Origin of the sequence: Janthinobacterium sp. NFX145 (assembly GCF_049810325.1) — a bacterium.
Taxonomy (GTDB): domain Bacteria; phylum Pseudomonadota; class Gammaproteobacteria; order Burkholderiales; family Burkholderiaceae_D; genus Janthinobacterium; species Janthinobacterium rivuli.
The window spans coordinates 1-14,814 of record NZ_CP187360.1 but is presented as its reverse complement, the minus strand read 5'-3'; the positions used below and the strand labels follow the sequence as shown (position 1 = coordinate 14,814).

6 protein-coding genes, 2 tRNA genes and 3 rRNA genes are annotated in these 14,814 nt (G+C 56.5%); 2 read left to right on the top strand and 9 right to left on the bottom strand.

Going from position 1 to position 14,814, the window contains the following annotated elements; translation table 11 throughout:
• Positions 1–22: 22 nt before the first annotated feature.
• Both ACPJXG_RS00055 and ACPJXG_RS00050 read right to left on the bottom strand, forming a co-directional pair.
• Positions 23–2,773, bottom strand: a complete 2,751-nt coding sequence (locus tag ACPJXG_RS00055; RefSeq protein ID WP_425253036.1) for a TonB-dependent receptor — start codon at positions 2,771–2,773, stop codon at positions 23–25.
• A gap of 217 nt (positions 2,774–2,990) precedes the next feature.
• On the bottom strand, positions 2,991–4,796 hold the full coding sequence (locus tag ACPJXG_RS00050; RefSeq protein ID WP_425253035.1) for an ABC transporter substrate-binding protein: 1,806 nt from the start codon (positions 4,794–4,796) through the stop codon (positions 2,991–2,993).
• A 214-nt stretch (positions 4,797–5,010) separates the two neighbouring features.
• Here ACPJXG_RS00050 and ACPJXG_RS00045 point away from each other — a divergent pair, with 214 nt between their 5' ends.
• The gene (locus tag ACPJXG_RS00045; RefSeq protein WP_166448615.1) at positions 5,011–6,249 is read left to right on the top strand and encodes a nucleoside recognition domain-containing protein; all 1,239 of its coding nucleotides are present in this window, start codon (positions 5,011–5,013) and stop codon (positions 6,247–6,249) included.
• A gap of 8 nt (positions 6,250–6,257) precedes the next feature.
• Positions 6,258–7,760 (top strand): D-alanyl-D-alanine carboxypeptidase/D-alanyl-D-alanine endopeptidase, encoded by a 1,503-nt coding sequence (dacB, locus tag ACPJXG_RS00040; RefSeq protein ID WP_425253034.1) that lies wholly within the window; start codon positions 6,258–6,260, stop codon positions 7,758–7,760.
• A 15-nt stretch (positions 7,761–7,775) separates the two neighbouring features.
• Here dacB and ACPJXG_RS00035 read toward each other — a convergent pair whose 3' ends face one another.
• The 7 genes from ACPJXG_RS00035 to ACPJXG_RS00005 all read right to left on the bottom strand — a co-directional run bounded on the left by ACPJXG_RS00035 (position 7,776) and on the right by ACPJXG_RS00005 (position 14,472).
• Positions 7,776–8,627, bottom strand: a complete 852-nt coding sequence (locus ACPJXG_RS00035) for a lysostaphin resistance A-like protein (protein WP_425253033.1) — start codon at positions 8,625–8,627, stop codon at positions 7,776–7,778.
• 18 nt (positions 8,628–8,645) lie between these two features.
• The gene (locus tag ACPJXG_RS00030; RefSeq protein ID WP_099403705.1) at positions 8,646–9,119 is read right to left on the bottom strand and encodes a MarR family winged helix-turn-helix transcriptional regulator; all 474 of its coding nucleotides are present in this window, start codon (positions 9,117–9,119) and stop codon (positions 8,646–8,648) included.
• A gap of 171 nt (positions 9,120–9,290) precedes the next feature.
• A 5S ribosomal RNA gene (rrf, locus tag ACPJXG_RS00025) occupies positions 9,291–9,403 on the bottom strand.
• Positions 9,404–9,541: 138 nt separating this feature from the next.
• Positions 9,542–12,431 (bottom strand): 23S ribosomal RNA (locus ACPJXG_RS00020).
• A gap of 238 nt (positions 12,432–12,669) precedes the next feature.
• Positions 12,670–12,745, bottom strand: a tRNA-Ala gene (locus ACPJXG_RS00015).
• A 19-nt stretch (positions 12,746–12,764) separates the two neighbouring features.
• A tRNA-Ile gene (locus ACPJXG_RS00010) sits at positions 12,765–12,841 on the bottom strand.
• A gap of 98 nt (positions 12,842–12,939) precedes the next feature.
• Positions 12,940–14,472, bottom strand: a 16S ribosomal RNA gene (locus tag ACPJXG_RS00005).
• The 16S, 23S and 5S rRNA genes sit together here with 2 tRNA genes alongside, the layout of an rRNA operon.
• Positions 14,473–14,814 lie beyond the last annotated feature (342 nt).

The window sequence follows — 14,814 nt, the reverse complement described above, 5'->3', positions numbered from 1 at the left end:
GCTTGCCGCCGGCATGGCCACCTTACATGAACTTGTACTTCAGCTGGAAGGTGAAGGCGCGGCCACGCGCGTCGGCCACGCGCGGATCCCAGCCGGCGCCCACCACTTCATCCACGTTGTGCGCGGTGAACGGTGGATCGCGGTCGAACAGGTTCTGGATGCCCAGGGTCAAGGTGGTATTCTTGAAGCCCGTGTACGTGCCCGACAAGCTATACGTGGTGTAGCTGGACACATCGGACTTGAAGCCCGGCGGCGGCGATCCCTTGCCGTCATTCGGTACCTGGTCCTTGTAGCCGGAAGCAAAACTCTGGATCAGCAAGCCGCTCCAGTCGCCGCGCGAGACACCGAAGCTGGCATTGTGTTTCCAGCGCAAGTACAAATCACGCGTGTAGAAATTGCCGACCAGCTCCTTGTATTCTTGCCCCTTGTATTCGGCAAACTTGAAGCTGTCCATGTACGTGCCGTCCAGGGTGGCCGTCCATTTCACGTCCTTGACCTTGCCTTCGCCGCGCAAGCTGACGTCCAGGCCGCGCACGCGGCTGCCGCCCGCATTGAACCAGCCCGCCTGTACGTAATCGATGGTGCCATCGGATTTGCGGAAAATGTACTGGTTCAGCGCCTGGTAATTGGCCAGCACGACTTGCGGCGTGCGTTTCAGGAGCTGGTCCTGGGTATTGATGGCCCAGTAATCGAACGAGGCGGAATACCCCTTCACCGGTTCGATGACGATGCCGACGCTGCCCTGCTTCGACGTCTCCGGCTTCAGGTTCAGGTTGCCACCCGTCGTGTAGCTGAGACGATCGATGCTGCAATATTCCTTCACGCCAGGATTTTTGGCGCAGCCTTCCTGATCTTTCACGCCATTCGGCAATTCCTGCGTCAATACACCTGAATACAGCTGGTCGAAACTCGGTGCCAGGAATCCCTTGCTGGCCGAGGCGCGGAACAGGATGAAGTCGGCCGGCTGGTAACGCAAGGCAATCTTCGGATTCGTGGTGGCGCCCACCTGGCTGTAATCATCACGGCGCACGGCCAGCTGCATTTCCAAGTCTTTCATGACGGGTACCAGCAACTCGGCATACACGGCCTTGACGTTGCGGCTGACATCCTTCAATGCGGCATTTCCTGGCGCCAACAGAATCAGGTTGGCATCGACATCCTGTCCGAAACTGTAGCCTTCACGGCGCAAATCAAAACCGGCGGCCATCGCCACGGCGCCAGCCGGCAGCTGGAACAGCTCGCCCGAGACGGAACCGTCGAGCTGGGTCAGGGTCGTCTTGCCATGCTGGAAGGCACCGCGGAACTTGGTCGACTCGATCAATTGCCTGGCCGCTTCCGTCTGGCTCTGGCCCGCGCCCACCCACGGATTGATGATGCCTGTTCCCAGGGCAGCGTACAACTTGTCCGTGTAGGAATAGCCATCCGTCAGCTTGGTCTTGGTGGTGCTTTGCGCGTAGGAAATACCGGTCTTGTAATCCCACTTGCCGAAGCTGCCTTCAAAACCCAGCAGTACGCGGGCATTGTCGGTCGTGTTTTCCTGCGTGCGGTTGCCCACGTCATTGGCGCGCCATTTGTAGGCAATTGGCTTGGTATTGTCGAACGTGGGAATATAGGCCGACAAATCCTGGTAATACGCGCCACCCACCGGATACACGGCCTTGTTGGCGATGCTGGTCTGCACCTGCATCGGCGTCAAAATCGCCGTGGCCTTGGTCCGCGAACCGAGCGCTTCGACAAACATGCGGTGGTCGGGTGCCAGCTTGAACGTGCCGCGCGACAGGAAATTGGCCCGTTCAACAGGGAATTGCAGCACATAGTCGGCACCATAGTCGTAGGCGCAGGAATACTTGGTGCGCAACGGCGACGTCACGTCTTTCCACAGTGCCGTCTGGTATTGCGACATGCCGGCGACGCTGTCGCACTTGCCCTGGAAGCTCAGGGGATTGGCTTGCAGGTATTGATTCGCATCGCCAGGCAGCTGGAACGCGGTGCCCAATGCCGTGCCGGCCCCCGCCATCTGGTTGGCAAACGGCGTGCCCGTGGTGTCAGGCGACAGGCCACGGCCCGGCTGGTAGCCATTGACGAAGGAGCGGTCGCTGCCGTTCAGACGCTGCGCCTTGTCGACGGTCAGGCTAGCCATGAGGTTGTAGCCGTCCTCTTCCAGCGAGCCCGTGCCAGCCAGGATGGAAGCGCGGCGCGTGGCGCCGCCGCCTGCCTGCGTATCGTTAGTGGAAACGGACGCTTCCACGCCGCTGTAATTGGTTTTCAGAATGAAATTGATCACGCCGCCGATGGCGTCCGTGCCGTAGATGGCCGACGCGCCATCCTTGAGGATTTCCACGCGTGAAATGGCACCGAGCGGAATGGAATTCAAGTCGACGGCACGGCCACTGGCGCCATGCGTGGCCACGCGGCGGCCGTTCAGCAGCACCAAGGTCGCGCCCGGTCCCAGGCCGCGCAGCGAGGCGAACGAGGCGCCGCCAGCCAAGCGGTCGGCATCGGCGCCAAACACATTATTGCCCGAAGTCATGTTCTCGGCACCCGTGCCATTCGCCGACAGGGTACGCACCAGTTGCTCGGCCGTCGTGATGCCCTGCTTTTCCATCTGCTCAAAGCTGATGACTTGCACCGGCAGCGCGCCTTCCTTGGCCACACGTTTGATGCTGCTGCCCGTGACTTCGACCCGTTGCATCGCTGGCGCCGCTTCCTGTGCCATCACCGGCCCCACCACCCCCATCAATGCCACCAATTGCGCTAGCTTCTTCAACTTCACGAGTCTCTCCTTTATTTGGGCAATCGAAACTTGAGTTATCAAGTCAGGCTGTTAGATATGTCGCAACGTCTGTCTCGCGGTACATTTTTTTATGACATTTGCGCATGACTTTATTTGTTTTCATTTTCAGAGTAGCGCGATGCATCCGGGACCAGCCAATGAAAAATGCTTTCCTAACCATAACTTTTTGGAATGAATGCCCTTTTCTGTGACATGGTCACTTGCCTGCGGGGCTACCCTTGCGCATATCGACGTCCAGATAGCGCCAGGACGTGAATTCCACAGGGTGGCGCCTGTAGTTTTTTAGCCACGGTTGCTGCAGGTCGGCAGAGATGGGATGCGTCAGCAGCACCCACGGCGTGTAGGCGTGGATCAGCTGAAACAGGTCGAAGTACAGACTGCGGCGGCGCGGCGTATCGGATAGCAGGCGCGCCTCCTCATAGCGTTTATTGTAATCGGGCAAGTTGAAGCGGGCATAGTTGGCGCGGCCAACGTTGCCGCCATACAACAATTGCATAAAGTTATCGCCATCAGGGAAGTCGGCGATCCAGTTGGTCTCGAACATCTGCACCTTGCCCAGGCGCGAGGCCTTGATGATTTCCGTCTTCTTGTCGCTTTTAAACTCCACGCGCACGCCAATGGCGTTCAGGTTGCGGCGCCACAGTTCGTCGCGCAAGCGGCCCACCGTGCTCGGCTCCGTGTGCATGGTCAAAATCAAGGGCGTGCCATCGGGCTGCGTGCGGAAACCGTCTTGACCCGCCTTGTAGCCGAAGCGCTCCAGCAAGGCGCGCGCCAGCACGGGATCGTAGCCGACGGGGCTGCGGTAAGCCTTGTCGTAACCGAGCACATTCGGCGGCAGCGGCGATTGCGCCGGCAAGGCCAGGCCCTTTTTCAGCAGCGCGATGTCTTCGCGGCTGTTGTAGCTGAGGGCGATGGCGCGCCGCAGGGCCAGCTTGTCCTTGCCAGTGCCGCCCAGCACGGGGTCGTCCATATTCATCCACATGTAATACGTCTGCAGCACAGGGAAGCGCGTCAGCTGCAAGCCCTTGGCGGCCAATGCCGGTTTCAGGGCGCCGTTTTCCAGCACCATGTCCGTCATCGATTCCGGCACTTGTTCCAGGTAATCGAATTCGCCTTTCAGGAAACCCAGCATGCGCGATTGATATTCCTCGACGATGCGCACCTCGATGCGTTCGACCAGCGGTAATTGCTTACCTTCCAGCGCGGCGGCGATGGCGCGCGCGTCGACCGGCAAGGCGGCCAGCGCCTTGGTTTCCGTATGGAACACGGTGGCACGGAAAGTCGGATTGGCCTGCAGCACGATCTTGTCGCTGCGCTTCCACTCCTTCACCAGGAAGGGCCCCGTGCCCACGGGGTGGTTGCCGATCTGCCCTGCCGCCGGGTACGCTTCAGCCACTTCGCGCGCCACCACAGCGGTCGCCGGCATGGCCAGGTAAAACAGGAAGTTCGGATCGATGGCGTTGAGGCGGATGCGCAAGGTGTATTTGTCCAGCGCTTGCAAGCCGGCGATCGGCGTGTCATAGCTGAATTTGGCTTTCAGGGCCGCATCGCCCACCAGCTTGTCTTCCAGCAAGAACAACCACGGCGACTTCAGGCTGGGGTCATACAGGCGCGTCAGGCTATACACATAATCCTGCGCCGTCACTTCGCGCGGCTGGCCCTTGAAAGCGGGATCGGGCGTAAAGAAAATACCTGGCTGCAAGTGAAAGATATACGTGCGGCCGCCATCTTCCACGGTGGGCATGCCGCGCGCCGTATTGCCCTGCAGTTGCACCGGGCGCGCCAGGTAGTCATAGCGCAGCAGCGGATCAAAAATGTTTTCCATCAAATTCAGGCTGGCCAGGTCGGACGCCACGGCCGGGTCCAGGCCCGTCTCGCTGGTGCTCAAAAACAGGTGCAAGGTCTTGTTCGCGCGGGCATCGGCGGCGGCGTGGGCCGCTACAGCGAACAGCGTCAGCAGGGCCAGGCCGGCGGCGCAGGCGGTTTTGCGTAAAAACATCATCAGTGATCCAGTGCAGACAAGGGTAAGGAACAGCGGTAAGCGACAGGCATCCCCCACACTACGCGGGCAAGCGACGGGGCGCCAATGAAAACAGGCTGCCAGCTTATAACTTTTTGGCATGCGATTGCTGCATTCTTTCATCAACTCGTATCGGGCTGCCCCTATACTTTGTTTGCAGACATTTTTCACTCCCGACACACAGAACTGATCGCATATGGCACTTAATTACATCTGGTCCGGCTTTTTCCTCGTTGGCTTCCTGGCCGCAGTGCTGCAGTGGCTGTTTCTCGGCGATACCGATATCTTCAAACGCATCATCGACGGCACCTTCGAGACGGCGCGCATGGGCGTGATGGATATCGCCCTGCCGCTGGCCGGCGTGATGACCTTGTGGCTCGGCATCATGAACATCGGTGAAAAGGCGGGCATCGTCGGCTGGCTGGCGAAAGTCATCGCACCGTTCTTTTCGCGCATCTTCCCGGAAATTCCGAAAGACCACCCGGCCACGGGCCACATGGTGATGAATTTCTCGGCCAACCTGCTGGGCCTGGACAATGCGGCCACGCCGTTCGGCTTGAAGGCCATGGAAAGCCTGCAGACCTTGAATCCGAACAAGGAAGAGGCGACGAATGCGCAAATCATGTTTCTGGTGCTGCACACCTCGGGCCTGACCCTGATTCCACTGGCCATCATGGCGCAGCGCTCCATCCTCGGCGCGGCCGATCCATCCGACATCTTTATCCCCTGCATGATCGCCACCTACGTGGCCACCGTGGTCGGCATCATCACCGTGTCCATCAAGCAGCGCATCAACTTGCTCAACCGTGTCGTGCTGGGCTGGATGGGCGGCATGACGACTGCCATCGTCGCCATGATCTGGTACTTCACGCAATACCTGACGAAACAGGAAATCGAGCTGGTTTCCAAGGTGGTCAGCAACCTGGTGTTGATCAGCGTCATCGCCATTTTCATCATCGGCGCGCTGCGCAAGAAAGTGAACGTGTATGACGCCTTCATCGAGGGCGCGAAAGGCGGCATCCAGACCTCGATTACCGTGATTCCCTACCTGGTCGGCATGCTGGTGGCCATCAGCGTGATCCGCAACGCGGGCGTGTTCAATTTCCTGATGAGCGGCATGAACTGGTTCTTTGCCAACCTGGGCATCAATACGGACTTCGTGCCCGCCTTGCCGACGGCCATGATGAAGCCGCTCAGCGGCTCCGGCTCGAAAGCCATGATGATCGATGCCATGAATACCTACGGCGTCGACTCCTTCGTCGGCCGCCTGGCCTGCGTCTTCCAGGGCTCGGCCGACACCACCTTCTATATCGTGGCCCTGTACTTCGGTTCCGTCGGCATCCGCAAGACGCGCTATGCGATCACGGCTGGCCTGATCGCCGATCTGGCTGGCGTGATCACGGCCGTCTTCGTCGCCTACGTCTTTTTCCATTAAGGAGCACCATGTTACGTCCTGTTCTGATGGCTGCGCTGTTGGCCGGTCTTGGCCTGTCGACCGCCCACGCGCAATTGCCCGAATCCGTCAGCCTGCTGCTGCGCAGCGCGAATATCCCCGAAGACGCCATGGGCGCCATCGTCTTGCGCGGCAACACCACCGTGCTGTCGCATGGCGCCGAGCGCAGCATGCAACCGGCATCCACCATGAAGCTGGTGACGGCGGCCGTGGGCCTGGAGCAGCTGGGGCCCATCTTTCGCGGCCGCACGGAGTTGCGCACCAGCGCCGATGTCATCAATGGCGTGCTGAAAGGCGACTTGATCCTGCGCGGCGGCGCCGATACGGATTTCAATGCGGACGTGCTGGCACACATGCTGCAAACCCTGCGCAACCAGGGCATCGTCAAAATCAAGGGCGATTTGATCCTCGACCGCCAACTGTTCCAGCCGGCCCGGCCCGATATCGGCGCAGCGCCGTTCGATGAGTCGGCCGAATTCCGCTACAACGTCATCCCCGATGCCTTATTACTGAACACCAATCTGCTCGATATCAATATGACTTCGACGGACCGGCAATTGAGCATCCTGATGCAGCCGCCGCTGGAGAACGTCAGCATCACGAGCGACATGAAGCTCATCAAGGGCAGTTGCGCCAGATGGGAAGACGGCTGGCGTCCGCCCGAATACCGGCGCGATGCGAGCGGCAAGCTGCAGGTCATCCTGCACGGCACCTTCCCGCAAAATTGCAGCAAGGCCACCAGCATCAATGTGCTTGATCGCAACGATTACGCGGACCGCTTGTTCCGCGCCACCTGGAAACGCCTGGGCGGCACGATCACGGGCACGGTGCGCGAAGCACCGGCAACTGGCTTGCCGCCGACGGCCGAACCGGTCGGCACGCGCATGCTGGCCGACCATGTGGCGCGCGCCTTGCCGGAGGTCCTGCGCGATATCAACAAGACGTCGGACAACACCCTGGCCCGTACCCTGTTCCTGAGCCTGGGCAGCTTGCAAAGCGATGGCTGGCTGGGCAGTCGCCCCGTGGCCATGGCCGCGCCGGAAGACACGGCCACGCGCGCGCGGCTAGTCATCCAGGAATGGTTCCAACGGCACCATATCGATACCCAAGGCATGCTGGTCGACAACGGTTCCGGCTTGTCGCGTACGGGACGCATTGCGCCTGCGCAGCTGGCAGGCGTCTTGCAGGCGATGCAGCAAAGTCCGTGGGCGCCCGAGTTCCAGTCCAGCCTGCCCATCGTGGCGCTGGACGGCACCATGCGCAAGCGCCTGCTGAACACTCCGGCCGCCGCGCGCGCGCGCATCAAGACGGGAACCTTGAAGAATGTGGTCGCCATCGCCGGCTACGTTCCCGACGCCAACAACCAGCTATGTGTGGTGGTCGCCATGATCAATAGCGACCTGGTGGGTAATGGCAACGGCCGCGCCGCCGTCGATGCGCTGATCGAGTGGGTGGCCAAAAGTGGCGCAACGCCGGTGGTGGCTGGCCAATAAAACAGGTGCAGTGGCCTAGCGTGGTGCGCTGGCAAAGGCCAGGCGCAGCACATACGCGGCGACGGCGCTGATCAGCAAGACCGTCACCAGCGACGCTTCCACGCCGAAGGCGCCGCCCGTCAGCATGGTATTGCCCAGCAGTTCGCCACGCAGCAGACCATCCGTGGCCGCATGGCCCGATACAGTCGAGGAGAATACTTGGCTGACACAATAATTCCAGCCGACGTGCGTGCCGATGCACACCCACAGGCGCCGGGTCTGCATGTACAGGGCCGCCTGCAGCACGCCATACGCGACAAGCGCGATGATCGCCAGCAGCGAAAAGCCGGCATTGGGCAAATGGGCCAGGGCGAACACCAGGGATGAAATCACGATGGCGGCCTTGCTGCCCAGCGCACGTGCAGTCACGCCAAAGAGCACGCCGCGAAACATCATCTCCTCGGCCATGCCGACCAGCACCAGTTCAGCCAGCGGCAGCAGCAACAAGACGCTCAGGGCATTGACGCCGCCAAGCTGATACACGCCCAACGCAGCGAGCACAACAAAGGTGAGAACGACCAGGCCTGCACCGAGCAGCAATCCACGTCCCAGTTCACGCGCCATGCCCGGCATTGCCAATTCATCCGGCTGGCGTTTTTCGATGTGGCGAACATAAAAACGGTAGCCGCACCACACCAGCAGCGCCGCCAGCAATTGCGGCCACAAGATGCGGTAAGGCTTTTCCACCACATGGGAGGCGATGCCCATCACCAACGGTACCGCGGCAAAAGTGAGGACCATGCCCAGCACAATCTGCACCAGGGGATAGGCCATCAGGCGAGCCAGGGGGGATTTTTTGCTTGCCATGCTCAGGGTGTTGTCCATCATCGCTTTCCTCGTGGGTTGTCAGGGAGTGGCTGCTACTTTCTTGCTTGCATCGCGGATGCGCTCGCCGAATGAACGCTGTTCCAGAATCGTGATGGCTTGCGCCAGGCATGTGGATAAAGGAAATGCCAGTTCCGCGTCCAGGCTGTCGGCAGCACGCTTGGTCGCCTGCCAGCACATCTGCAGATGGGGCAGCAGCGCCTCGCCCTGGCTGCTCAGGCGTACCACACGCTGTCGGCCATCTTCGCCACCGGCAGCCACCAGCAGCAAGCCTTCCTTTTTCATCAGTGCCACCGTTTGCGTGGCGGCTGGCTGCGTGATGCCTGCCAGCTCGGCCAGCTGGCCGATGGTCGCGCTTTGCCGTTGCGCCAGCACCCGCATCACGGGCGTGTAGCGCGGCCGGTAATCGAGGCCCGCGTCCGCGTAAGCTTGCTGGACGGCGCCGTCCAGCAGTTCAATCAGGTGGCGTAGTTGTGTTCCGAGTCCTTGTTTCATGTAGCGATAGTAACAGTATTTATATAAGCACTTATATAAATAATGAAAGCTGTTGCATTTTATGCACAATAGACATGATGGATGCCTGAAACAGGAGGGAGTGGCAGGAATTGCCAGACGAAAAAAAACCCCACCATTGCTGGCGGGGTTTTTCTCTACTGCGAATAACAAGCCTGACGATAACCTACTTTCACACTGGTTGCAGCACTATCATCGGCGCAAAGTTGTTTCACGGTCCTGTTCGGGATGGGAAGGGGTGGGACCAACTTGCTATGGTCATCAGGCATAACTTGTACTGGCATTTGTCCTCAATGGAGCGACAAAGCCTGAATCTGGAAGAAGCAAAGATTGGGGTAATGACTGGTAGTATCAACACACACGCAACGTTGTACCGTCTTATCCTCTGCACCTGCTAAGGTTATAGGGACAAGCCGTACGGGCAATTAGTACTGGTTAGCTTAATGCATTACTGCACTTCCACACCCAGCCTATCAACGTCCTGGTCTCGAACGACCCTTCAAAGAGCTCAAGGCTCTGGGAAATCTCATCTCAAGGCAAGTTTCCCGCTTAGATGCTTTCAGCGGTTATCTCTTCCGAACTTAGCTACCCGGCAATGCCACTGGCGTGACAACCGGTACACCAGAGGTTCGTCCACTCCGGTCCTCTCGTACTAGGAGCAGCCCCCTTCAAATTTCCAACGCCCACGGCAGATAGGGACCAAACTGTCTCACGACGTTTTAAACCCAGCTCACGTACCACTTTAAATGGCGAACAGCCATACCCTTGGGACCGGCTACAGCCCCAGGATGTGATGAGCCGACATCGAGGTGCCAAACTCCCCCGTCGATATGAACTCTTGGGAGGAATCAGCCTGTTATCCCCAGAGTACCTTTTATCCGTTGAGCGATGGCCCTTCCATACAGAACCACCGGATCACTATGTCCTACTTTCGTACCTGCTCGACTTGTCAGTCTCGCAGTTAAGCACGCTTATGCCATTGCACTATCAACACGATGTCCGACCGTATCTAGCGTACCTTCGAACTCCTCCGTTACACTTTAGGAGGAGACCGCCCCAGTCAAACTGCCTACCATGCACTGTCCCCGATCCGGATAACGGACCAAGGTTAGAACCTCAAACAAACCAGGGTGGTATTTCAAGGTTGGCTCCACGAGAACTAGCGTCCCCGCTTCAAAGCCTCCCACCTATCCTACACAGATTGGTTCAAAGTCCAATGCAAAGCTACAGTAAAGGTTCATGGGGTCTTTCCGTCTAGCCGCGGGTAGATTGCATCATCACAAACATTTCAACTTCGCTGAGTCTCGGGAGGAGACAGTGTGGCCATCGTTACGCCATTCGTGCAGGTCGGAACTTACCCGACAAGGAATTTCGCTACCTTAGGACCGTTATAGTTACGGCCGCCGTTTACTGGGACTTCAATCAAGAGCTTGCACCCCATCATTTAATCTTCCAGCACCGGGCAGGCGTCACACCCTATACGTCCACTTTCGTGTTTGCAGAGTGCTGTGTTTTTATTAAACAGTCGCAGCCACCAGTTTATTGCAACCCTTTCACCCTCATGGAGTAAACCAATCAAGCTACCGGGGCGTACCTTTTCCCGAAGTTACGGTACCAATTTGCCGAGTTCCTTCTCCCGAGTTCTCTCAAGCGCCTTAGAATACTCATCTCGCCCACCTGTGTCGGTTTGCGGTACGGTCTCGTATGACTGAAGCTTAGAGGCTTTTCTTGGAACCACTTCCGATTGCTTCGTGAATAAATTCACTCGTCTCAACCCCTTGAATTCCGCACCCGGATTTGCCTAAGTGCCTTCTATGAGCCAAAAACCAACTATTCCAACAGTTGGACAACCTTCCGCGATCCGTCCCCCCATCGCATCATACGACGGTGCAGGAATATTAACCTGCTTCCCATCAGCTACGCATCTCTGCCTCGCCTTAGGGGCCGACTCACCCTGCTCCGATGAACGTTGAACAGGAAACCTTGGGCTTACGGCGTGGAGGCTTTTCACCCCCATTATCGCTACTCATGTCAGCATTCGCACTTCTGATACCTCCAGCATCCTTTACAAGACACCTTCGCAGGCTTACAGAACGCTCTCCTACCATATATATCTGTGATAAATCACAGAACAATATCCGCAGCTTCGGTGACTGGCTTAGCCCCGTTACATCTTCCGCGCAGGACGACTCGATCAGTGAGCTATTACGCTTTCTTTAAATGATGGCTGCTTCTAAGCCAACATCCTGACTGTTTTAGCCTTCCCACTTCGTTTTCCACTTAGCCAATCTTTGGGACCTTAGCTGGCGGTCTGGGTTGTTTCCCTCTTGACGCCGGACGTTAGCACCCGACGTCTGTCTCCCAAGCTCGCACTCATCGGTATTCGGAGTTTGCAATGGTTTGGTAAGTCGCAATGACCCCCTAGCCATAACAGTGCTCTACCCCCGATGGTGATACTTGAGGCACTACCTAAATAGTTTTCGGAGAGAACCAGCTATTTCCAAGTTTGTTTAGCCTTTCACCCCTACCCACAGCTCATCCCCTAATTTTTCAACATTAGTGGGTTCGGACCTCCAGGGCGTGTTACCGCACCTTCATCCTGGCCATGAGTAGATCACTTGGTTTCGGGTCTACACCCAGCGACTGATCGCCCTATTCGGACTCGATTTCTCTACGGCTTCCCTATGCGGTTAACCTTGCCACTGAATGTAAGTCGCTGACCCATTATACAAAAGGTACGCAGTCACGGAACAAGTCCGCTCCTACTGTTTGTATGCACACGGTTTCAGGATCTATTTCACTCCCCTTCCGGGGTTCTTTTCGCCTTTCCCTCACGGTACTGGTTCACTATCGGTCGATTACGAGTATTTAGCCTTGGAGGATGGTCCCCCCATATTCAGACAGGATGTCACGTGTCCCGCCCTACTTGTCGTACGCTTAGTATCACCGGTCCGATTTCACATACGGGGCTATCACCCACTATGGCTCCTATTTCCAGAGGATTCTGTTATCGGTCCGACTATCACGTACAGGCTCTTCCCATTTCGCTCGCCGCTACTTTGGGAATCTCGGTTGATTTCTTTTCCTGCAGCTACTTAGATGTTTCAGTTCGCCGCGTTCGCCTTGCATACCTATGTATTCAGTATGCAATACCCTAAAAGGGTGGGTTGCCCCATTCGGAAATCTGCGGATCAAAGTGTGTTTGCTCACTCCCCGCAGCTTATCGCAAGCTACTACGTCCTTCATCGCCTGTAATCGCCAAGGCATCCACCATGTGCACTTATTCGCTTGTCCCTATAACGTTAGCCTCTGATTACCTAAATAATCAAAGAGCGCTACAGGGATAAGAAAGTACAACGTTGTTGCTTGTTTGTTGATACATACAATCATTACCCATCGATTCGCTTTTTACGGCAAACCGATCAATAAATAATCTTTACTTCTTCCAGATTGTTAAAGAACGAAACAGCTTTGATCGCTAAAAGATCAAATCTAAACCCACAGGCTTACATTTGCACTTTCGAGTAAAACGTGGTGGAGGATGACGGGATCGAACCGACGACCCCCTGCTTGCAAAGCAGGTGCTCTCCCAGCTGAGCTAATCCCCCTGAGATTTTACTAATTAGCTGGTAGGGCTGGTTGGACTCGAACCAACGACCCCCGCGTTATCAACACGGTGCTCTAACCAGCTGAGCTACAGCCCCAACGCGGAACTACTACGACTACTGTTTCTTCTTAATTAAACAGCCGATAAGTGTGAACATTTGATGCGTGAATCATTGCTGATTCGTGCAAACTCTAGAAAGGAGGTGATCCAGCCGCACCTTCCGATACGGCTACCTTGTTACGACTTCACCCCAGTCACGAATCCTACCGTGGTAAGCGCCCTCCTTACGGTTAAGCTACCTACTTCTGGTAAAACCCGCTCCCATGGTGTGACGGGCGGTGTGTACAAGACCCGGGAACGTATTCACCGCGACATGCTGATCCGCGATTACTAGCGATTCCAACTTCATGCAGTCGAGTTGCAGACTACAATCCGGACTACGATACACTTTCTGCGATTAGCTCCCCCTCGCGGGTTGGCGGCGCTCTGTATGTACCATTGTATGACGTGTGAAGCCCTACCCATAAGGGCCATGAGGACTTGACGTCATCCCCACCTTCCTCCGGTTTGTCACCGGCAGTCTCATTAGAGTGCCCTTTCGTAGCAACTAATGACAAGGGTTGCGCTCGTTGCGGGACTTAACCCAACATCTCACGACACGAGCTGACGACAGCCATGCAGCACCTGTGTACTGGTTCTCTTTCGAGCACTCCTCAATCTCTCGAGGATTCCAGCCATGTCAAGGGTAGGTAAGGTTTTTCGCGTTGCATCGAATTAATCCACATCATCCACCGCTTGTGCGGGTCCCCGTCAATTCCTTTGAGTTTTAATCTTGCGACCGTACTCCCCAGGCGGTCTACTTCACGCGTTAGCTGCGTTACCAAGTCAATTAAGACCCGACAACTAGTAGACATCGTTTAGGGCGTGGACTACCAGGGTATCTAATCCTGTTTGCTCCCCACGCTTTCGTGCATGAGCGTCAATCTTGACCCAGGGGGGCTGCCTTCGCCATCGGTGTTCCTCCACATATCTACGCATTTCACTGCTACACGTGGAATTCTACCCCCCCTCTGCCAGATTCTAGCCTTGCAGTCTCCAATGCAATTCCCAGGTTGAGCCCGGGGATTTCACATCAGACTTACAAAACCGCCTGCGCACGCTTTACGCCCAGTAATTCCGATTAACGCTTGCACCCTACGTATTACCGCGGCTGCTGGCACGTAGTTAGCCGGTGCTTATTCTTCAGGTACCGTCATTAGCAAAAGATATTAGCTTTCACCGTTTCTTCCCTGACAAAAGAGCTTTACAACCCGAAGGCCTTCTTCACTCACGCGGCATTGCTGGATCAGGCTTTCGCCCATTGTCCAAAATTCCCCACTGCTGCCTCCCGTAGGAGTCTGGACCGTGTCTCAGTTCCAGTGTGGCTGGTCGTCCTCTCAGACCAGCTACTGATCGATGCCTTGGTAGGCTTTTACCCTACCAACTAGCTAATCAGATATCGGCCGCTCCACGAGCATGAGGTCTTGCGATCCCCCACTTTCATCCTTAGATCGTATGCGGTATTAGCGTAACTTTCGCTACGTTATCCCCCACTCCAGGGTACGTTCCGATATATTACTCACCCGTTCGCCACTCGCCACCAGAGCAAGCTCCGTGCTGCCGTTCGACTTGCATGTGTAAGGCATGCCGCCAGCGTTCAATCTGAGCCAGGATCAAACTCTTCAGTTTAATCTCTGTTACTTTGCCCTTTTACAGGCACCGTCATTACTGACGGGTCGCTCACTCAAAAAACTGACAGGCCACTACTTTCGTAGCGCCTATTTCATTATTTCTTGTGAACATTTGATATTTTAAGTTAGACGCCAATCCGAAGATTGACGCTGCACTTACATCAAATGCCCACACTTATCGACTGTTAATTGTTAAAGAACTGTATTCGGTGCCACTTTCGCGCTATCGACAAAGCGTTGTGTTTGTCAGCTGCGAAGAAGGAAGAGTATGAAGCATTTTGCTAAATCCGTCAACCTTCTTTTTTCCTGCTTTACTCGGCATTTGCATGCGTCGTTCAGC

What these genes read in the sequence shown, in the direction of transcription:
- ACPJXG_RS00035 (WP_425253033.1), bottom strand. Translation starts at nt 8,627, where the DNA reads ATGATGGACAACACCCTGAGCATGGCAAGCAAAAAATCCCCCCTGGCT.
- dacB (WP_425253034.1), top strand. Translation starts at nt 6,258, where the DNA reads ATGTTACGTCCTGTTCTGATGGCTGCGCTGTTGGCCGGTCTTGGCCTG.
- ACPJXG_RS00050 (WP_425253035.1), bottom strand. Translation starts at nt 4,796, where the DNA reads ATGATGTTTTTACGCAAAACCGCCTGCGCCGCCGGCCTGGCCCTGCTG.
- ACPJXG_RS00030 (WP_099403705.1), bottom strand. Translation starts at nt 9,119, where the DNA reads ATGAAACAAGGACTCGGAACACAACTACGCCACCTGATTGAACTGCTG.
- ACPJXG_RS00045 (WP_166448615.1), top strand. Translation starts at nt 5,011, where the DNA reads ATGGCACTTAATTACATCTGGTCCGGCTTTTTCCTCGTTGGCTTCCTG.